14 protein-coding genes are annotated in these 22,414 nt (G+C 35.1%); 10 read left to right on the top strand and 4 right to left on the bottom strand.

All coding sequences use genetic code 11. The annotated features are described in order from the left end of the window. Positions 1-94: 94 nt before the first annotated feature. From Q5N74_RS14325 to Q5N74_RS14310, 4 genes are all read left to right on the top strand, one after another. Positions 95-700, top strand: a complete 606-nt coding sequence (locus Q5N74_RS14325) for a TetR/AcrR family transcriptional regulator (RefSeq protein ID WP_304389595.1) — start codon at positions 95-97, stop codon at positions 698-700. Between the two features lies 1 nt (position 701). Continuing rightward, on the top strand, positions 702-2,027 hold the full coding sequence (locus Q5N74_RS14320; RefSeq protein WP_304389594.1) for a TolC family protein: 1,326 nt from the start codon (positions 702-704) through the stop codon (positions 2,025-2,027). Between the two features lie 5 nt (positions 2,028-2,032). Continuing rightward, entirely contained in the window at positions 2,033-3,208 is a 1,176-nt protein-coding gene (locus Q5N74_RS14315; protein ID WP_304389593.1) for an efflux RND transporter periplasmic adaptor subunit, read from the top strand. Positions 3,209-3,272: 64 nt separating this feature from the next. Continuing rightward, positions 3,273-6,770, top strand: a complete 3,498-nt coding sequence (locus Q5N74_RS14310) for an efflux RND transporter permease subunit (RefSeq protein ID WP_304389592.1) — start codon at positions 3,273-3,275, stop codon at positions 6,768-6,770. A gap of 73 nt (positions 6,771-6,843) precedes the next feature. Here Q5N74_RS14310 and Q5N74_RS14305 read toward each other — a convergent pair whose 3' ends face one another. From Q5N74_RS14305 to Q5N74_RS14295, 3 genes are all read right to left on the bottom strand, one after another. Beyond that, a complete protein-coding gene (locus Q5N74_RS14305; RefSeq protein WP_304389591.1) occupies positions 6,844-8,145 on the bottom strand; it encodes a RagB/SusD family nutrient uptake outer membrane protein in 1,302 nt (433 codons plus the stop codon). A gap of 18 nt (positions 8,146-8,163) precedes the next feature. Next, complete coding sequence (locus Q5N74_RS14300; protein WP_304389589.1) at positions 8,164-11,142, bottom strand: SusC/RagA family TonB-linked outer membrane protein; 2,979 nt, start codon at positions 11,140-11,142, stop codon at positions 8,164-8,166. Between the two features lie 311 nt (positions 11,143-11,453). Next, positions 11,454-14,354, bottom strand: a complete 2,901-nt coding sequence (locus Q5N74_RS14295; RefSeq protein WP_304389588.1) for a TonB-dependent receptor — start codon at positions 14,352-14,354, stop codon at positions 11,454-11,456. Between the two features lie 298 nt (positions 14,355-14,652). Here Q5N74_RS14295 and aspS point away from each other — a divergent pair, with 298 nt between their 5' ends. Genes aspS through Q5N74_RS14280 form a run of 3 tightly spaced genes read left to right on the top strand, consistent with a single transcriptional unit; the run spans position 14,653 to position 18,517 of the window. Continuing rightward, on the top strand, positions 14,653-16,407 hold the full coding sequence (gene aspS, locus Q5N74_RS14290) for an aspartate--tRNA ligase (protein WP_304389587.1): 1,755 nt from the start codon (positions 14,653-14,655) through the stop codon (positions 16,405-16,407). 44 nt (positions 16,408-16,451) lie between these two features. Beyond that, positions 16,452-18,239, top strand: coding sequence for a chloride channel protein (locus Q5N74_RS14285; RefSeq protein WP_304389586.1), 1,788 nt, complete (start codon positions 16,452-16,454; stop codon positions 18,237-18,239). A 44-nt stretch (positions 18,240-18,283) separates the two neighbouring features. Further along, a complete protein-coding gene (locus Q5N74_RS14280; RefSeq protein ID WP_304389585.1) occupies positions 18,284-18,517 on the top strand; it encodes a hypothetical protein in 234 nt (77 codons plus the stop codon). Positions 18,518-18,550: 33 nt separating this feature from the next. On the opposite strand, the gene Q5N74_RS14275 is transcribed toward Q5N74_RS14280, so the two are convergent. Further along, entirely contained in the window at positions 18,551-19,000 is a 450-nt protein-coding gene (locus Q5N74_RS14275; protein WP_304389584.1) for a nucleoside deaminase, read from the bottom strand. Between the two features lie 89 nt (positions 19,001-19,089). Here Q5N74_RS14275 and dxs point away from each other — a divergent pair, with 89 nt between their 5' ends. The 3 genes from dxs (at position 19,090) to Q5N74_RS14260 (ending at position 22,112) form a co-directional block, all read left to right on the top strand. Beyond that, positions 19,090-20,841, top strand: a complete 1,752-nt coding sequence (gene dxs, locus Q5N74_RS14270; protein WP_304389583.1) for a 1-deoxy-D-xylulose-5-phosphate synthase — start codon at positions 19,090-19,092, stop codon at positions 20,839-20,841. Between the two features lie 77 nt (positions 20,842-20,918). After that, complete coding sequence (locus Q5N74_RS14265) at positions 20,919-21,377, top strand: GNAT family N-acetyltransferase (RefSeq protein WP_304389582.1); 459 nt, start codon at positions 20,919-20,921, stop codon at positions 21,375-21,377. 27 nt (positions 21,378-21,404) lie between these two features. Then, entirely contained in the window at positions 21,405-22,112 is a 708-nt protein-coding gene (locus Q5N74_RS14260; RefSeq protein ID WP_304389581.1) for a DUF1919 domain-containing protein, read from the top strand. Positions 22,113-22,414: the final 302 nt, after the last annotated feature.

Raw genomic sequence — 22,414 nt, 5'->3', positions numbered from 1 at the left:
AAAACCTTCGAATATAAATTTAGTATTAAATAATTATAAAACTTTGGAAACTTTTTTGGTTTTTAAAGTTTCCTAACTATCTTTGCAGCCAATTATGAGAGAAAATATTATACAAAAATCTGCCGAGTTATTCTTAAGTCTTGGCTTTAAAAGCGTCACAATGGATGATATTGCTAATGAAATGGGCATATCTAAAAAAACCATATATGTACACTTTGCAAATAAAACGAAGCTTGTTGAAGCCGTAACTTTTGATGTTTTTGAAAACATTTGCGCAGGTATTGATGGTATTTGTGATACATCGCCAAACCCCATTCAGCAGTTATATGACATTAAATTGTTTGTGATGCAACACCTAAGAAACGAAAAAACATCGCCACAACACCAGCTTAAAAAATATTACCCACAAATATACCAGCGTCTCCATTTAAAGCAATTCGAAAAAATGCACAGTTCGGTAACAGAAAGTCTTCAAAAAGGCGTAGATACTGAGCTGTTTCGGGCTAGCATCAATGTCGATTTTATTTCCAGAATGTACTTTAACGGAATGACGGGTATTAAAGACGACACCTATTTCCCTTCTACATTATACACCATGGAGTACCTCATGGAAAGCTACTTAGAATACCATTTAAGAGCCATTGTAACAGACAAAGGTTTACAATTACTAAATAAATTTATAACATCAAATCAATCATAAAATGAAGTACCAATTAATTTTAATTTTTAGTTTACTCCTATCCATTTCTGGATTTGGGCAAGAAACTAAACAGCGTTTTTCCCTTCAGGAAGCTATAGATCATGCTCTTGAACACAATAGAACTATTAAAAACGCCTATTCCAATATACAAATAGCAAAACAAACGGTTCGCGAAACTACCGCTCAAGGGTTGCCACAAGTTAATGGCGCTATTGATTATACAACAAACATTAAAACACCATTTGACACAGCAAATTTAGATCCTGACAGTCCGTTTTTATTTCTGTACCCAAAACATAACATGTCTCCAAGCGTATCCCTATCTCAACTTATTTTTGATGGCGGCTATATTGTTGGTTTGCAAGCAAACAAAGTGTTTTTATCTATTTCACAATTAGCGAAAGACCAAACTTTGAACAACGTCGAGACCATGGTTGTAAGCGCTTATAATAACGCCTTATTTACTCAAGAAAGCGTTATCATTATGAAAAACAACATTTTTGTATTAACTAATAACCTGAATGAGACTGCCGAAATTTATAAAAATGGCCTTGTAGAAGAAGAAGATGTTGAACAACTACAACTAACGCTTTCAAATTTAGAGTTAAATCTAAAAAACATGGAAACCCTTCATACTATTTCTATGGGGTATTTGAAATTTTTATTGGGAATTGATTCAGACGGAACTATCAAATTAACAGATAGCTTAGACTCTTTAATCATGGAAAACATTTCCTTAGAACTAATTAACACCACCCATTCTGTATCCAACAATTTAAATTATAAAATGGCAGATAATGACGTTTTAAGCAAAAAACTGGAATATAAATTAGAACGATCAAAACAATTACCAACCCTTACTGGCTTTATAAACTCAAGTTATTTAGGTTATAGCGATCATTTTTCCAATTACTTTAAGAAGGAGCAAGAATGGTTATTTACAACCACTGGAGGAGTTAGTTTAAAAGTTCCAATATTCAGTTCTTTTCAAGGCAGAGCGAGACGACAAAAATCTAAAATTGAGTGGGACATCGCTAATACTAATCTAAAGGAAACTGAAGAAAAATTAAAACTAGATTTTAAAACAGCAAAAAACGAATACGTGCTAGCGATAGACACTTATGGCAATAAGCAGAAAAATTTAAAACTAGCAGAAAAAATAGAAAACAAAAACACTATTAAGTATAAAGAAGGTTTAGTAAGTAGCTTCGATTTAAGACAAGCACAAATGCAACTCTATACCAGTCAACAAGAATATCTACAAGCAATTATAGATGTTATCAATAAAAAATCAGAATTAAAGAACTTACTAAACATTAAAAAATAACACTCATGAAAAATATATACGCCATACTAATTGTCACACTTGTGTTAACTGCATGCAGTGGTGAGAAAAAAGAACAATCTTTAGAAGATTTAGTCGCTTCAAATAACTTAGAAGCCCTAAAACAAAAACGTGAAGATATCGACACAAAACAACAAGAATTTGCAGAACAATTAAAGCTAATTAACAGCAGAATATCAGAACTAGACACCGTTAAAAAACTACCTCTAGTTACTACAGTAAGTGTACAATCTGAAAAATTTGATCATTATTTAGAATTACAAGGGAATGTACAAACCAAACAAAACCTTGTTATTTACCCAGAAATGGGCGGTATATTAACACGTGTTTATGTAAAAGAAGGTCAAAACGTTACAAAAGGACAATTACTTGCAACGATAGATGATGGTGGATTAAGCCAACAAGTAGCCCAATTACAAATTCAAGCCGATTTAGCCAAAACAACCTTTGAGCGTCAAGAACGATTATGGAACCAAAAAATAGGTAGTGAAATGCAGTATTTGCAAGCAAAATCTAGTTTTGAAGCACAACAACGTGCTGTAAGTCAGCTAAAAAGTCAGTTAGGCAAAACCTCTATAAGAGCCCCTTTCTCTGGTGTTATTGATGATGTAATCACAGATCAAGGTAGCGTTGTGGCCCCTGGTCAATCACAACTAATGCGTATTGTGAATTTAGAAGACATGTATATTGAAACCGATGTACCAGAAAATCACATTACAAATATTACCGTTAACAAAACCGTAAAAGTAGAGTTCCCTATTTTAGGTAAATCGATGGATGCTAAAATTAGACAAGCCGGAAACTTTATAAATCCTTCAAACAGAACCTTTAAAATTGAGATTGCTATTCCTAATAAAGATAAAAGTATCAAGCCAAACTTAACAGCTAAACTTAAAATTAACGATTACACCAACGATACAGCAATACTAATTCCTCAAAGTATCATTTCAGAAAATGCAGAAGGTGAGCAATACATTTACATTGTTGAAAATAAAAATGCTGCCAACGAAGGAAGCGCTAGACGTATTATTATTGAAACAGGTAAATCTCAAGGCAATGTGATTGAAGTAACCAAAGGTCTTGAAAACAGCGCCGAAATTATTCAAGAAGGTGCAAGAAGTGTAAACGACGGCCAAACCGTTAAGATTATAAATAGTCTCTAGCCAAATAATATCATCTAAAAACAGATACTAAAAACTAAGGTCTAACGACCAAAGACTAACAATCATGACGAAACAACAAAAACAAGTCGATAAAGAATTCAAACTATCATCGTGGGCTATACATAACAAGACCACTATTTACATGATGATGGCTATGATTCTCTTTTTAGGTATTTCAGCATATTTTAAAATGCCTAGAGAAAGTTTCCCTGAAATTAAGGAAACCAAAATTTATATAAGCACACCGTTCTTTGGAAATACAGCCGAAGATATTGAAAAGTTAATCACAGACCCTCTTGAAGACAAACTTAAAACGGTTAGTAATGTGGTTGAAATAACCTCATCATCACAAGAAGATTACTCGATGGTCGTGGTTGAATTTGATGAAGATATTACCGTAGAACAAGCAAAACAAAAGGTTAAAGATGAAATAGATTCTGAAACTTCTAGTGAAGATTGGCCAACCTTTAACGGCGCAAAAGTAGAACCTAATGTGTTTGAATTAAGCATGTCTGAAGAAATGCCCATTCTTAACATTAATATTTCCGGCGATTATCCCATTGAAAAACTTAAAGAATTTGGTGAATATCTTCAAGATGAAATTGAAAATTTAACCGAAATTAAAAAAGTAGACATCCGTGGTGCACAAGAAAAAGAAGTAGAGGTAGCCGTAGATATTTATAAAATGATGGCGTCTCAAGTAAGTTTTGATGATGTTATTGGAGCTATAAGCAGAGGAAACATGACCATGTCTGCCGGTAACTTTATAGCCAGTGGCCAACGTAGAACCATTCGAATTATTGGTGAAATAGACGATCCAAATAGTTTAAAAAACTTTGTTGTAAAATCTGAAAACAACAACCCTATCTATTTAAAAGATATTGCCGATGTTAGTTTTAGAGAAAAAGACAAAACAACCTACGCCCGTGAATTTGGCGAACCTGTTGTTATGCTTGACGTTAAAAAACGTGCTGGAAAAAACATGGTGGAAGCTGCCGAAAAAATAGAACTGATAAAGAATGATGCCATAGAAAACGTATTTCCAAAAAATCTAAAAGTAACCATCACTAACGATCAATCTTCCAAAACAATTGGGCAGGTTGATGATTTAGTGAACAATATTATTTTCGGTATCATACTGGTTGTAACCGTTTTAATGTTCTTTTTAGGATTTAAAAACGCGCTATTTGTTGGGTTTGCCATCCCCATGTCTATGTTTATGTCTTTAATGGTTTTAAGCTTATTAGGCTACACCATGAATACCATGATTCTTTTTGGGCTTATCATGGGGCTAGGTATGCTGGTAGATAACGGTATCGTGGTCGTAGAAAATGTTTACAGACTTATGGATGAAGAAGGCATGAGCAGAGTAGACGCCGCTAAAAAAGGTATTAGTGAAATTGCATTTCCTATTATCATTTCTACAGCAACTACAGTAGCAGCCTTTATTCCGTTAGGTTTATGGCCAGGAGTTATGGGGCAATTTATGGTGTATTTCCCAATTACATTATCTGTCGTTTTAGGTTCTTCACTATTTGTTGCTATATTTTTCAACTCGGTATTAGTATCGCAATTTATGACGGTTGAAGATAAAGACATGCCTTTAAAACGTATTATTTATACAACGTCCATAATCGCTATTATCGGGCTTATTATTCTTGTTATTGGTGGTGATTATAGAGCCTTTGGTTCCCTAATGATTTTCACAGCCATTATGCTCTGGGTATATCGCTTAATACTTCGTAAAATGGCGAATCGTTTTCAAAACAAGACCCTTGTAAGACTTGAAAATTTCTATGAAAAAGCATTAAAAAGTGCTCTAAAAGGAAAAAGACCCTATGTTATAAGTATTGGAACCTTCATTTTATTGATCGTAGCTTTTATAGTTTTCGGAATTTCCTTGGCAACACAACGAACCAAAGTAGAGTTCTTTCCAGACAATAAACCAAATCAAATTATTGTCTATATTGAATACCCTGAAGGCACCGATATTGAAAAAACCAACACCATTACTAAAGAAATAGAAACCAAAGTATACCATGTTTTAAATGAAGACATGTATAAAAAAGGCGACCATAACTTTATGGTAGAAAGTGCAGTATCTCAAGTTGGCGAAGGTGCAGGAAACCCTCAAACCGATGGTGGATCGGCTGCTGAAATGCCTCATAAAGGTAAAATTACAGCCTCTATGCGCGAGTATAAGTTTAGAGAAGGAGAAGACAGTGAATTAATGCGTCAAAAAGTACAAGAAGCTTTAGTTGGCATCTACCCTGGGGTTTTAATTTCGGTTGAAAAAGACCAAAACGGACCTCCTGCAGGAGCACCAATTAATATTGAATTAGAAGGTGATGATTATTCAGAGCTTATTAATACCGCTGAAAAAATGCGTGACTTCATAAACTCTAGAAGTATTGCGGGCATTGACGAGTTAAAAATAGACGTTAATAAAGACAAACCAGCTATGCAAGTGGTGGTTGATAGAGAAAAAGCAGGTGAATTAGGCATTAGTTCGTCTCAAGTTGGAACCCAACTAAGAAATGCTATTTTCGGAGCCAAAGCAGGTGTTTATAAAGAAGATGGAGATGATTACGACATCTATGTGCGTTTTAATGAAGAAAACCGCTATAACTCAAGCGCCATTTTTAATCAGAAAATAACATTTAGAGATATGGCTTCGGGACAAATTAAAGAAGTTCCCGTATCTGCTGTAACAAAGCAATCTAACACCTCTGGTTTCAGTTCTATTAAACATAGGGATGTTAGACGTGTTGTTACCGTATATTCTGCCTTAGCACCCGGTTATACCGATGCAGGCGCCGTGGTAACACAAGTACAGCATGTTATGAAAGACTTTACCCAACTACCAAAAAACATTAAAGTAGATTACACTGGGCAAATTGAGGAACAGAATAAACAAATGACGTTTTTAATGGGCGCTTTCTTTACTGGATTATTCTTAATCTTTTTAATTCTTATTTTCCAGTTTAATTCGTTCTCAAAACCAACCATTATTATGCTTGCCATCTTTTTAAGCTTAATTGGTGTGTTTAGTGGTATTGTAATTACTGGAAGTGCGTTTGTTATTATGATGACCATGATGGGTATCATCTCGCTTGCTGGAATTGTAGTAAACAATGGTGTGGTACTTTTAGATTATGCCCAACTTCTTATTGACAGAAAAAAATACGATAGAGGTTTAGAAGAAGATGATTACCTAGAAAAAGAAGATTTATATGATAGTATTGTTCAGGCAGGAAAAGCACGTTTACGCCCTGTATTACTAACAGCGATTACTACCATATTAGGTTTAATTCCTTTAGCGATTGGTTTAAATATTAATTTCTTCACATTGTTTAGTGAATTCAATGCTCACATCTATTTTGGTGGAGACAATGTAGTATTCTGGGGACCTTTAGCTTGGACCGTTATTTATGGTTTATTCGTAGCAACCTTTTTAACTTTAATTGTTGTTCCTGTTTTATTCTATTTAGCAATGCAATTTAAAATGTGGATACGCAGTAAAACGACTTCGGAAACTACTACGACTATAAAACAACCATAAATTACAGACTAATAATCATAAAAAAAAAAGCCACAACACATGTTGAGGCTTTTTTTTTTATAAAACAGTTAAACTACTGGTTTTCATTTCTTGGTATTGGAATATAAGCAGGAACCGCATCACCTGCTCTATCGTTCGGCAATTCGTTTAATCTTCCAAACCTTCTCATATCAATCCATCGATGACTTTCTCCAAACAATGAATATCTTCTTTGAAAAAGAATTTCGCTTTCTAATGCAGCAGCAGTTTGAGCCCCAGAATAGTTACCTAAACCAGCAGCATTCCTCACAACATTAATAGCATCCACAGCAACCAAAGGATTGGATACCATATTAGCTTCTGCAAACAACAATATTAATTCTTCATTTCTAATTACGGGCACACTGGCAACATTTGATTGGTAAATATACACATCATAGTTACCCACTAATCCAGAAGCCGTTTTAGGCGAATTTCTTAAAACAGCCTTATTAACTCTTGTATCATTTGGCAAGGCATCAGTTATAAAACTAGACTGAACCATTCTTACATTAGCCTCTTGATTCAACGCAAGAAAAAGTGGATTCGCAATATCTGCCCCCGATAATGAAAACGTATGATAAACACCTGTTTTCAAATCTCCAGTCATATTCATAAATGAAGCTCCTAGAAGACTCAAAACACTAGTGTAATTCCCTCTATAAGCCTCAACCCTAGCTGTTAGCGCTTTGTTAAATTTAAGAAATCCAGCTGGCGTATCGAACCCTGCGTATCCAGAAGTTAAACTAAATGGAAAACTTGTTCCTCCAGCTGTTAAATCAGCAGCAGCACTTACTAGTAGTTCTGATATAGCCGCCAAAGCAGCATCATGACCAACAAATGGCCCCAAATTATCAGGATCTGCAACGTTTATTCTAATACTTTCTTGATTATTTGCCACCATTAAAAGTTCATGAGCCTTAAGCGTATTTAAAACACCTCTTGAAGCTGCAATTTCTTCAGGTGAAAAATCAGAAGTTGTATTCTCCAATCCAGCCAAAGCTAAATTCGCCTCTTTTATTGCCGCGTATCTTGAACCCCAAGCTTGCGTTACATAAAACGTATTATCATCTAAATTACCAGTAACAACATCACCTTCATATCTTGGGTCTGAATTTGTAATATAATAATATTCTCTACCAAGAATACTTTGAACATCTACTTGCGTATTTATTCTAGTCCTCATTTCTGAAATCACACCAGACACCGCCTGTGGCAATTCACCTCTTGACAAATCATCTGAGATAGAAGAGGTACTTGCTCCATTTAAACTTTCACCACCTTCTAGACTACAAGATATTAATGCTAGAAAAGCGATAGTTAGTATAAGTATGTTAAACTTTTTTATAATTTTCATTTTGTATTTTTTTAAGTTTTAAAATTGTGCCGATAAGTGCAACATGTATCTTTTTGACGATGGAAAAGGAGTTACCTCAACACCCGTTGATAAACCAGAACCTCCAAAATTCGAAACTTCTGGATCAAAACTTTTATAGTCGAAAACATTAATTAAATTATGTCCTGAAAAGCCCAATTTAACATTTGAGACTGTATCATTAAACCACTTTGAAAGCATTTCCGAAGGGATAGCATAATACAACCCTAGTTCTCTTAATCTTAAATAGGAAGCATCCTCAACAAACGGTGTTGCATTCCCCGCAAACAAGCCATTATTAATTCTATATGTTCCATTGTTAATTTGATGGTTTGGATCTATATCAAAATCATCAAAGTCAGAACTTGTTCCACCAAAATCAGACAGTAAATTCGTTAAATTAATATTATCTCCACCTTTTTTCCAATGCCATAAGAATGACAATGTAAAATCCTTATACTTCATGTTATTACTCCACGTCATTTGAAAATCTGGTTCAGCATCACCCAATACACTTACAGGCGTACCAGGACCGGTTGTTCCAACAATTTGTGTAACACTTTTTCCTTCTTCAATTTGAAACTGCCCTAGGCTATTACCAAAACCACCTAGATTAAATGTTGGAACATTCAATTTAGTCATTTCAGATTTATTTTTAAACCAGCTTACATTCGTATCCCATGAAAAAATTTCAGAAGTAACAGCACTTACATTTATCCCAATCTCTACCCCTTTATTCTCAAGCTCTCCTGCATTGGTCCATTTTGTTGAATAACCAGATGAAGGTTCTGCATTAGCTCTCAATAATAAATCTTCAACTTTTTTCTTATAATATGAAAATTCAAGACCAACACGATCCTCTAAGAAACCAGCATCGAGTCCAATTTCAAATTCTTTTTGTCTTTCAGGTGAAAGATTAGGATTACCACGTGTGGTAGGAACAACAATACCTACATTTCCATCAACCAAAGTATTTGCATAAACCGTGTATAACGATCCGAAAGCTGCAAAAGTTCCTGCTTCACCATAGGCTGCACGAAGCTTAAGCCTATTTAACTTATCACTCGACCCCCAAAAATCAAATTTATGTAAATTTGCAGCCAAGGATGCTTTTGGATAATAAAAGAACTTATTTATATCTCCGTTATTAGTCGATTTATCACCAGTTACACCAAGAGTACCAATTAATTTATCCTGATAATTAATCATCTCCTGGGCATAAAAACCAAAATCTTCTTGTTCTAACCTCGCTTGATTCGTTCCCACATTGGCAGCTTGATCCACATTTGTTTCAGATGCAATCAAATCAGATGCCGTAACTCTCACTGTATTTTGTGAAAACTGCTGACTTGTAGCTCCAATTTGTGTTGAAAAGGACATATCATTCTGTGTATCATAACTATGAACTAAGAAAGCAGAATAGTTAGCATTCGTGTTTGTAGTGGTAGACACAGCCGACAATCCGTTTACCCCACCATTATCTGGTCTCATAAACTGTAATTCTTTAGGAAAAATCACTTTTCCTTGTAGCGTATAATTATCTACACCTGCTTTGGCAACAAATTTCAAATCTGAATTAGAAGATCTATATAAATTAATATCCAAAGATCCTCCAGATATAATTCGTTTTGTAGACTCGTTATTAGTCATCAAATCTCTTGTTTGAAGCGGGTTCGATGAATTATTAGGATGGTCGGGGTAGTTTCCATTCGCATCTGGCAAAAGATTATCCCAAGGACGTGTAGCCGTTAATGCAACACCAATTGTTGTTCCTGCATTATCATTATTAAAGAATCCTCTATCTGCCGAAGAACTTATATAATTAGACGTTAATGACAGTTTAATATTATCATTAAAATCGTGATCTAAATTTAATCTAAAGGATGTTTTTTCATAGCCTGTACCTTTAACAATACCATCTTCTTGATTTCTTGTTATACCAGAATAAAATGAAGTAGATTCATTTCCACCGGATAAACTCACATTAGTATTAGTAATAAAACCTTTCTCTCCATAAACTTCTTTTTCATAATCTCGTAAAGTCCCAGCATTTTGTGCAGCTGTATAAAGAGCTCCTTCACCATATTCACTTTCTGCCAATGCAGCAGTCCATTTTCTTTGGCCCTGCAACCTTAAAGCTTCATTAAATCCTAAAGACTGAGAAAAATTTAATTTAGACTTTCCTTGTTTTCCTTTTTTAGTGGTAATAATAATTACACCAGCAGCTCCTCTAGACCCATAAATAGCAGAAGCAGATGCTCCTTTCAAAATTTCAATGTTTTGAATATCGTCTGGATTTATGTCAGCGATTCTATTTGTCGCATTATCTTGGTTACTGTTTGCACTAGCACCTCCAGAAGCTGCACTAGACACATCATTTAAACCAGCAGAGAAAATACTACTGTTATCAATATAAACACCATCAATAATATATAATGGTTGCGAGTTACCATTAATAGAAGTTACCCCTCTTAATTTAACAGACAATCCTCCACCTGGAGCGCCAGAATTAGCGGTCACTAAGGCTCCTGTAAATTTCCCTGACAAGGCACCGTCTAATGTTTGTGCTGGTGTTACCCCTGTTAGTTCGCTTGCAGAAACTGTAGCTACAGAATTTGCTAAATTGGACCTTTTTACAGAAGATGCTAATCCCGAAATTACAATCTCATCAAGCGCTGTTGCAGATTCAGTAAGCACAACATTAACGGTTGAAGCATCTTTTAATGTTTTTTCTAATTTTTCAAACCCTAAGGAAGAAAATACTAACGTTGTTGGAAAACCGCTAACATTTAGACTGAAATTCCCATCAAAATCTGATGTAGTCCCGGTAGCTGTCCCTTTTATTAAAACTGTTGCTCCAGCCAGAGGCATTTTTGTTGTTCCGTCAGTAATTGTTCCCTTTATCTGTTGTGAAAAAGATAGTAATGGAATAAAAACTAACAAAAGCGTAAGCCATTTGATAGTTAAAAATTTGTTCATAATTGTTTAATTATTGAGTTAGTACTGCTAATATATTTAAAAAATAAACAAATATCACAAAATACCTTATGAATAATTTGTAATTTCATAATTTAAAGTTTAAAAAATTACGATTTTGATAATTTATAAAACAAGAAAAGCCTCAACACACGCTGAGGCTTTTCATTAAAAGTCTTTTATTTTATTTCAATTTAAAACTTAATCTAGCAAACATAAAGCGTCCACCAATTCCAAATTGTTGGTTCTATTTTATATCCTTTAAAAATGAAACTGAAACCCTATATTTTTAATAATTATAAATTAACTTTCTATTATTTTAAAGTAAATGTTAATCTACCAAACACATAACGTCCATTAAATCCAAATTGAGACGTTCTACGAGAGAATATAAATTGATCTCCGTATTGTGAACCTTCAAAAGGAACCTCGTCTGGATACACATCTAATAAGTTATTTGCTCCTGCTGTAAGTTTTAAATTATCAGAAAAACTATATGTTAGAGATAAATCGGTAATAATTTTTTCGGAATAAGTAACTGGAGTAGCAGATCCTCTAAAGTCCGGATCGTTAACTGCACCAAAATATACGTTACGCAACATAAAATTCCAATCACCAGTAGCATAGTTGTTTGTTAAGTTTAATTTTGTTCTAGGCATAGCATCTTCTATGTAGCCTTTAAGAGTTTCATCTAAAATTTCGGTTCCTAGAATAGACTTCACATTTTTAACTTCAGTTTTAGAGAATGTTCCCGATAAAATATTGGTTAAAGTTCCGTTAGTACCAATGCTCGTTTTATGATCTAAAACAAGATCTAAACCTTTAGATTCTGTATCAAAACCATTGGTAAAAAACTTAGCAGAACCTGCTGCTGCTGCATCAAAAATAGCTTGTTGTTCTGTTGTAGAAGGCGAATAACTTCTTGTTATACCTACTCTATCATCTACATTTACCATATACCCATCAACAGTAATTTTTAAACCTGCATCTGGAATTTTAGCAGTAAACCCTAAACTTAAATTAAATGAAGTTTCTTCTTCCAGTTCTGGTATAGATAATAAATCGGCCAACCTACTATTGTTTGCAAAAGTTCCTTGCTCAATAGGAACGCCTCCAACAAATTGTGTTGCTGTAGCGTTGAAATAAATTTGATGTAAATCTGGCGCTCTAAACCCTGTACTTACTGCACCACGTATAGCGCTGTTCTCTGATAATTTATATCTACCAGATAATTTCCAGTTAAAGGTCTCTCCAAAATCGTTAAAATTCTCGTAACGTAAAGCTGCACTTAATAAAAACGCTTCTGTTAAATCTGCTTCCAAATCAACATACGCAGCAAAACTATTTCTGTTTTGATCTACTTCATTTTCTGGTCTATACCCAGGAAATACTTGTGCTCCACCTGGAACATCACTACCAAAATAACTTGTTACTATTTCATCAGAATTCGTATAGTTATTTACGACTTCTCCATTTACATCATATTTAGCATACGAAGATTCCTCTCCAGCAACTAATTGATAATTTTCAATTCTATACTCTGCTCCAAAAGCCACGTTTAAACCTTCGAAAGTATCTTCGTAAAAGTTAGACAAATCAAAGTTTGTAGTGTTTTGTGCAAATGCAAATCCACCAGCTTCAAACTCTCTTGGAGAAGACGCCCCTAAAGTAGCATTCACTGTGTTTTTAATAGTGAAATCGAAGCTATTTACGCCGTATGTATTAGAAAAATCTACATCCCAATCACCTATTTTTCCTTTAATACCAGCAGCTAAAGATCTATCTATAACACGCGAAGCTATATGTGGTAAAAAACCATCTGGCAAAGCTTCTGTATTTCCTCTACCATCTGTATAAGCTGGTCTTCTATAAAATCCTGCAGCTAAACCATCTCTAAAACTCATGCCTCCAAAAGAGTAAATAGCAGAACCGTTATCATCTAAAGGTATCTCCATATTCATCATAAACTGTCCGCTTCTTAATTTAGACTGCCCTACTTTCATTCTAAAATCATCACGTGTTAAACCACGTTGTGCTAATTCATAATCTGAAATTGGTGAAGAGTTCGATGTATCTCCAACAAAGGTTGCTGAATCTGAACTTATAATATCATAAAAAGAATCGCCTGCCACAACACCATTATCATAAACAGCTTGTAATGTCGGGTCTAAACCTGCCACATAACTAGCTAAGTCACTAGGGTCCATAGCAAAAGCATTATCATAACCCAATGTTCTAGTCGCAACATCAAACATAGTGTAAATAGGCTGTCCCATTTCATCACTTCTATTGGTAGCTCCTCTTGTACTTAAAGACCCCGTAAAGTTAATATACCCACCGTTATCACCTAAACCGACACCGTAATTAGCATCTATTTGAAATTTTTCACCATCAGTACCTCCTTCATTATATTGATTAGAGTGCTTACTCATATTAGCGCCCGAGTTCACGTTTAAAGTCAACTCATTTGTTGCTTTTTTAAGAACAAGGTTAATTACACCTGCAATAGCATCAGACCCATATTGGGCTGCTGCACCATCTCTTAAAACTTCGATACGTTGTATTGAAGCCGTAGGAATCGAGTTCATATCGGTACCAACTGTACCTGTACCAACCGTACCATTTACATTTACTAATGAAGATTTGTGTCTTCTTTTACCATTAATCAAAACCAAAACCTGATCTGGACCTAAACCTCTTAAAGATGCTGGATCTACATGATCTGTTCCGTCTGAAACGGTTTGCGTTGTTGATGTAAATGATGGAGCCACGTAATTTAAAATTTCCGTAATTGTTGTCTGCGGTCCTGATGTAGCAATTTCAGACATATTAATAACATCTACAGGAACAGGAGTATCAATCGCTGTTCTAGATTTATTTCTAGAGCCAATTAACACAACCTCATCTAAAGAAACACCTTCTTGAAGTGTTATTTTAAGATTTTTAGCAGATGCTACTGACACTTCTTTCGTATTATAACCAACAGATGAGACAACTACGGTTACTGGAAATGCTGAAACATTGATGCTAAAATTACCGTCGAAATCGGAAATAGCTCCATTCGTTGTGCCTTTAACGATAACATTTGCTCCTGGCAAAGGCGCATTGCTTCCTGCTTCGGTTATTGTTCCTGTTATTGTTCCTTGAGCAACTATTGCCAATGGAAAAAACAAACCTACAACCAAGCAGATTTTAAAGAGTAAAAAGTTTTTCATATGTATTTTAATTAGTTTTTAGTTCCGACAAGGTACGGATAATAAAGGTATTTGAAAAAAAATACAAGAATTTATTATGCATGCATATGAAATTTCAACAGTAATAAGCATGTAAAAATGAATTATTCACAATAATACATCCTTAAAATCGATATTTCAAAATCGATTCGCAATACACATATAAAAAAACCTACAGCAAACACTGGGCTTTACAAGGTATAAATAGAGATTTAAAAAAAAATGCCAAAAAATTTATACTCCGTTGTATTTCATTAAATTTGCACTTCAATTTTCAACTATGTATAGAAGTCATAATTGTGGCGAATTAGATGCGTCATTTATAAATAAAGAAGTTACACTTGCTGGGTGGGTACAAAAATCTAGAGATAAAGGTTTTATTGTTTGGGTCGATTTACGTGATCGTTACGGTATTACGCAATTAGTTTTTGATGAGGAACGCACCTCTAAAACCATGCTAGAACAAGCTCAAAACTTAGGGCGTGAGTTTGTTATTCAAGTAAAAGGAACCGTTATAGAACGTGCTTCAAAAAACCCAAATATGACCACTGGTGATATTGAAATTTTGGTTTCAGAATTAAACATTCTAAACGAATCTTTACTGCCTCCTTTTACTATTGAAGATAAAACCGATGGTGGTGAAGAGTTACGTATGAAGTATCGTTACTTAGATATTCGTCGTAACCCTGTTAAAAACAACTTGATTTTTAGACATAAAGTAACTCAGGAAGTTAGAAACTACTTATCTAAAGAAGGTTTTATAGAAGTTGAAACCCCTTATTTAATAAAATCGACACCCGAAGGGGCGCGTGACTTTGTAGTGCCTTCTCGCATGAACGCTGGTCAATTTTATGCACTTCCGCAATCACCACAAACCTTTAAGCAATTGCTTATGGTGGGTGGTATGGACAAATATTTCCAAATTGTAAAATGCTTTAGAGATGAAGATTTACGTGCAGATAGACAACCAGAATTCACACAAATAGATTGTGAAATGGCGTTTATTGACCAAGAAGATATTTTAAATGCTTTTGAAGGTTTAACACGCCACTTACTAAAAGAAGTGAACGGTGTTGTTATTGATAAATTCCCAAGAATGCTTTATGACGATGCCATGCGCTTGTACGGAAACGACAAACCAGACATTCGTTTTGGGATGGAATTTGGCGAATTAAACAACAATGCACAACATAAAGACTTTGGTGTATTTAATAGTGCCGAATTGGTTGCTGGAATTGCGGTACCTGGCGGAAACACTTATACACGTAAAGAAATAGACAAACTTATTGATTGGGTGAAGCGTCCACAAATTGGTGCTTTAGGTATGATATACGTGCGTTGCAATGAAGATGGCACCTACAAATCATCTGTAGATAAGTTTTATGATGAAGCCGATTTAGCAAAATGGGCAGAAGCTACTGGAGCCAAAGCAGGCGATTTAATTTGCGTTCTTTCTGGTAACACAAACAAAGTACGTGCTCAATTAAGTGCTTTACGTATGGAATTAGCAGAACGTTTAAACCTTAGAAACCCTAAAGAATTCGCACCATTATGGGTGATGGATTTCCCTCTATTAGAATGGGATGAAGATACCAAGCGCTACCACGCGATGCATCACCCCTTTACATCTCCAAAACCTGGACAATTAGAGTTGTTAAAAACAAACCCTGGAGAGGTAAAAGCCAATGCTTATGATTTGGTAATGAACGGAAACGAAATTGGCGGTGGTTCTATAAGAATTCACGATAAAGAAACACAGGCCTTAATGTTTGATTACTTAGGGTTTACACCCGAAGAAGCAAAAGCTCAATTTGGCTTTTTAATGGATGCCTTTCAATACGGTGCACCGCCACATGGTGGTTTAGCATTTGGTTTGGATAGATTGGTAGCCATACTTGGCGGACAAGAAACCATTCGCGATTATATCGCCTTCCCAAAAAACAATGCAGGTCGCGACGTGATGATTGATGCGCCCTCCCGAATAGACGATGCTCAATTAACCGAGTTAAGCTTAAAACTTAATTTAAAACAATAAAAAATGAATCCTGCTTTTTGCAGGATTTTTTAGTAACCTAAATTATGCCTAAACAAACCATTTTAAAACAAGTACTTATCTGGAGAGCAAAACACATCTCTCACCGGCAGTTTGTGTACATATTAAGTATTGTTATTGGTTTCACCTCTGGGGTTGGCGCGGTTGTTTTAAAAAATTTAACGCACTTTTTCCAACATTTACTAGAAGGTAATTTAATAAAATATTACCATCATGCCTTTTACTTTCTGTTTCCCATTATTGGTTTAACCGTTGTTTATTTTATTATAAAATACGTTATTAGAAACAAAGTAAGTCATGGTATCCCTTCTACGCTTTACGCCATTTCCAAACGAAAAGGTGTTATGAAGCAGTACCAAATGTTTGGTTCAATCTTAACAGCACCCTTAACCGTTGGTTTTGGAGGTTCGGTAGGGCTAGAAGGTCCTACAGTTGCGACAGGAGCTGCTATTGGTTCAAACATTTCGAGAATGTTCCACATGAACCAAACCACTCGGAATTTACTGATTGGTTGTGCTGCAGCCGGTGCGATGTCTTCTATTTTCAAGGCCCCCATTGCTGCTATTATTTTTGCTATTGAAGTGTTTAGTTTAGACTTAACCATAGCATCTATGTTACCGCTTTTACTGGCATCGCTTTCAGCCATTTTAACTTCTTATTTTTTCTTTGGTGACGATATTTTATTGCCATTTAAAATTGAAGATAAATTTGTACTGGCAGACGCCCCTTTTTACATGATTCTTGGTGTTTTTGCTGCCTTAACTTCTATATATTTCGCTAAAGTATACGATGCATTTCATACCTTTTTCGATAAAATAAACTCACCTATAAAACGTCTTCTTCTGGGAGGTATCTTATTGGGTGTTTTAGTGTATTTCATTCCGCCACTTTATGGTGAAGGTTTTGATGTTATTAATAACCTGATAGCCGGTAACCCTGAAAAAGCCTTAGAAAACAACATTTTCCAAATGGATTTAACCAATATTTGGACCATCGTTTTACTTCTTGCCGGCTTGGTTTTCTTTAAAATTATAGCCAGTGCGCTTACGTTTGGTGCTGGTGGTGTAGGTGGTATTTTTGCTCCAACACTTTTTATGGGAAGTATTATGGGAAACTGTATTGCCAAAATAATTAATAACTGTGGCTTGTTTAACACGCCCGTTTCCGAAAGTAATTTCACACTAGTTGGTATGGCTGGTCTATTGGCTGGTGTTTTACACGCGCCACTAACCGCTATTTTCTTAATTGCAGAACTAACTAGTGGTTATGAACTATTTATTCCGTTAATGCTTACCGCAACCATATCATTTGGTATAACTAAATATTTTAGCTCACACTCTGTTTATAACATGGAATTGGGTAGAAAAGGGGAGCTTATCACCCACGACAAAGACCACGCGGTGCTTACCCTCATGGATATTGATAAGGTTATTGAAACCAACTTCATTACCATAACTCCAAAAATGAATCTAGGAGATATTGTACATGAGGCGGTTGTAAAATCGAATCGGAATATTTTTCCAGTTGTTAATGAAAAAACCAACGCGTTTCTTGGTGTTATTTTGTTAGATGATTTACGCCCCGTCATGTTCGACCAAAGTTTGTACATGGATATTACAGCTACCGACATCATGCAACCAGCACCCGAAATAATAGAACTAGAAAAGGATAAGATGACCGATATTATGAGGAAATTTCAAGACAGTAGTGCCTGGAATTTACCTGTGGTTAAAAACAATGAATATATTGGTTTCATATCCAAATCAAAGCTTTTAACAGCTTACAGAAGACAATTAATAAACTTTACAAAATAAACCTAAAGCTTAAATTTAAGAGTTTTAGAACAAAAATACCAACCGTGAAATATCTAATTATTTTTCTTTTTATAGCAGCATTCGGAAGTATCTTAACAGGCTATTTCTTAGAATCTGAATACTCCCAAAAACTAATTGGTTTTGGTGTTTGTGGTCTTTTTTTTATTGCATTTCCTATATTTTCATATTACAGATGGAAAGATAAAGATGTTAAAGATTACATGCTTACCAAGGAGAATTTAGATAAAATGCGTGAACGTGAAAAAAAGGAGAACTAGCAGGAGTCAGTGCTAGTAAGCATATTCAGAGAATCAATTCAAATTACGTTTTTGAATAAAAAAGCGTTTCATTAACTCCGATGCTTCAGTTTCCAGAACCCCACCTTTCATGATGGTCTTTGGGTGTAGTTTCGTGTTCAAATGAATACAACCACGTTCCAAATCTCTGGCACCATAAACGATATTTGAAATCTGACTCCAATACAAAGCACCCGCACACATTTGGCAAGGCTCTAACGTGACATACAGTGTACAATTTTTTAAATATTTTCCCCCTAAAAAATTAGAAGCTGCGGTAATAGCCTGCATTTCAGCATGCGCGGTAACATCGGTAAGTGTTTCAGTTAAATTATGACCGCGTGCAATAACCCTATTATCAATAACAACAACAGCTCCCACAGGAATTTCGCCCTTCTCAAAAGCGGCTTCCGCTTCTTGAAGTGCTTTCTTCATAAAATAGGTATCATCAAAAGGCTCTATCATGGGGAAAAATTAGTTGTCAAAAATCAAAAATACAATTTCAAAATGATAATGGCGTTCGTATCGTTTTCAAATATTACATTTGTAAGCGAATGAGTGATTTCTTAAAACATATTAATTCACCTAAAGAACTCCGTCTTTTAAATCAAAAAGACTTACCTCAACTTGCCAAAGAATTACGTGACTTCATCATAAATATTGTCGCCACCAAAGAAGGGCATTTGGGTGCTAGTTTAGGTGTGGTTGAATTAACTATTGCGCTCCATTATGTATTTAATACTCCGGAAGACCAACTAATTTGGGATGTGGGCCATCAAGCCTACGGACATAAAATTTTAACTGACAGAAAAGATTTATTTCATACCAACCGACAAATTGGGGGCCTTAGTGGTTTTCCAAAACGAGACGAAAGTATCTATGACACGTTTGGCGTTGGACATGCCTCTACGTCCATTTCTGCGGCCTTAGGGATGGCGATTGCATCCCAAATAAAAGGGGATTTGAAAAAGCAACATATTGCGGTAATTGGTGATGCTAGTATTGCTGGAGGTATGGCGTTTGAAGGTTTAAACCATGCAGGAGTTACCGATGCTAATTTATTGGTTATTTTAAATGATAATGCCATTGGAATCGACCCAAGCGTTGGTGCATTAAAAGAGTATTTAACCAATGTTAAAAAAGGCACACAACGCAGAAACAATATTATTCACGCTTTAAATATTGATTATTCGGGGCCTATTGATGGGCACAATATCAACAAAGTCATTTCAGAATTAAAACGTTTAAAATCGGTAAAAGGTCCTAAGTTTTTACATATTATTACCACCAAAGGTAAAGGCTTAAAACAAGCAGAAGAAGACCAAGTAACCTACCACGCTCCAGGAAAATTTGATGCCTCAACGGGCGATATCATTTCTAAAACACCATCAGAATACACCAAATACCAAGATGTTTTTGGGCACACGCTAGTGGAACTTGCGAAACAAAATAAAAATATTGTAGGTATTACACCCGCGATGCCTACAGGAAGTTCATTAAAATATATGATGGAACAAATGCCAGACCGAGCATTTGATGTGGGTATTGCAGAGCAACACGCAGTTACCTTAGCCGCAGGTATGGCAACCCAAGGCTTAATTCCGTTTTGCAATATTTACTCCACCTTTTTACAACGTGCTTATGACCAAATAATACACGATGTGTCTTTACAAAAGTTACCCGTTATTTTTTGTTTAGACCGTGCAGGTTTGGTAGGTGAAGATGGTGCGACACATCATGGTGTTTTCGACCTATCTTTTTTAAGATGCATACCCAACCTCATCATTTTTGCACCTAGAAACGAGGTGGAATTACGCAACATCATGTACACCGCACAATTAGGCTTACAACAACCCATTGCCATTCGTTACCCACGAGGCACTGGCGTCATCGTTAATTGGAAACAGCCTTTTGAAAAAATAGACATTGGTAAAGCAGTACAACTTAAAAAAGGTAATTCTCTTGCCGTTTTAAGCATAGGAACTATGGCTAAAAATATTTCTGAAGCTATTTTAAATTTAGAGATATCACATTACGATATGCGTTTTGTAAAACCTTTAGACGAAACCTTATTACATACCATCTTTAAAGAACACCAAACCATAGTTACTGTTGAAGATAACAGCATCAACGGCGGTTTCGGGTCTGCTATTTTAGAATTTGCTGCCACCAATAACTACAAAAACACAATTAAGGTTTTAGGTGTTCCTGATACTTTTATTGAGCATGGTAGTGTAACTGAACTTCAAAAAAGTATATTCTTGGATGTGGCAAGTTTGAGGTTGTTATTTAATGAGCTTTTGTAATTGATTACCTTTTAGAATTCTATTTTCAGTTCAAATATTTAATAAAATTCACAAATTAAATTACCAAATTACCCATCATGACCTTTAGAAGAGCTACAGAAAATGATATTTTAGCCATTGTGCAACTCATGGCAAATGATGACCTTGGAAAAAACAGAGAAAATTTCCAAACACCTTTGCCTAAACACTATCTCAAAGCTTTTGAAAAAATAAACGCCGACGACAATCAAGAACTTATGGTGGTGGAAAATGAAAACTATGAGGTTATTGGCACCTTCCAATTAACATATATTCAATATATGTCTTATTACGGTGGCATTAGAGCACAAATTGAAAACGTCATGATTAGAAAAGACCAAAGAGGCTTGGGGATTGGAAAACGTATGTTTGAATGGGCTATAAACAGAGCCAAAGAACGAAATGCGCATGTATTACAATTAACATCGGACAAACAAAGACCGAGAGCCATAAAATTCTACGAAGATGTAGGGTTTATAGCAAGCCATGAAGGCATGAAATTACATTTTAAAGAATAGAATGACGCTTAATTATAAACAGCATATATGTTAAGAAACATCTATAATCACAGAAATAAAATCTCAAAAAACCTTTCTAAAAGACTAATTAAGGACAAATTCACAATAATTTCAGATGATTGTTGGGGCGGACAAATATATAATCAATTAGAGATACCGTACTACACACCAACAGTTGGCTTATGGATTGGAGGACATGATTACATCCAATTTATTGAAAATTTAAGCAAGGCTAACGCTGCCAATCTTTACAATGCTAATTCTAACGAAACATATCCTGTAGGGCAGTCTGCTTATGCGAAATTCCATTTTCTACACTATAAAAATTTTGATATCGCTGTTAACACATTCCAAAGAAGGTATCAACGTATTAACTGGAATAAGCTACTGTATAAAATTGATTTAGAAAAGCCTGGAATGAATGCGGACCATATTAAGAAATGGAATGAAATGAAGCTTCCAAACAGCATCGCTTTTTATTCAGATAGAGTTCTAAAAGAATGGAGTGGCGACATTCACAACGGTGTTTATATTAAAAACTGGGTATTAGATGGCGCTTTAATGTTTGACATTTCAAGAAGGTCTTTTAATGTTTTCAAGTGGTTGAATACAGGAGTCATTAATAAATCTTTAATATACGCTATGATGAACTTCCTTCTTTTTGACCCTACTACAGATAGAAAAATTCTATATAAAATTAGAAAACTGCGCACAAAAATAGCCCGTATTTTTTAAACCAGACATTACAAGATAGTGCAATAGGTTTGCTGAAACCAACAGTATTAGCCTGCTATTTTAAAATTTTCTGCTACCATAAACCACAAAAAAAACATTAAGGTTTTAGGCACTCCTAATCTTTTTTATTGAGCATGGCAGTGTTACCGAACCGCAAAAAATAAGGGGACTGAATTTTGAAAGTTTGACTTTATAAGAAAAAACAACTAACTTCGTTTAACAACCGTAATCGTTGCACAAGCCTATTATAAAATACAAAACTATAATTCAAAACCGTCTTTTAAGGCGGTTTTCATTTTTAC

The sequence above is a fragment of the Mariniflexile sp. AS56 genome (assembly GCF_030552475.1).
Lineage (GTDB): Bacteria > Bacteroidota > Bacteroidia > Flavobacteriales > Flavobacteriaceae > Mariniflexile.
Note: the sequence above shows the minus strand (reverse complement) of the source record. Positions and strands in the feature narration are given on the sequence as shown.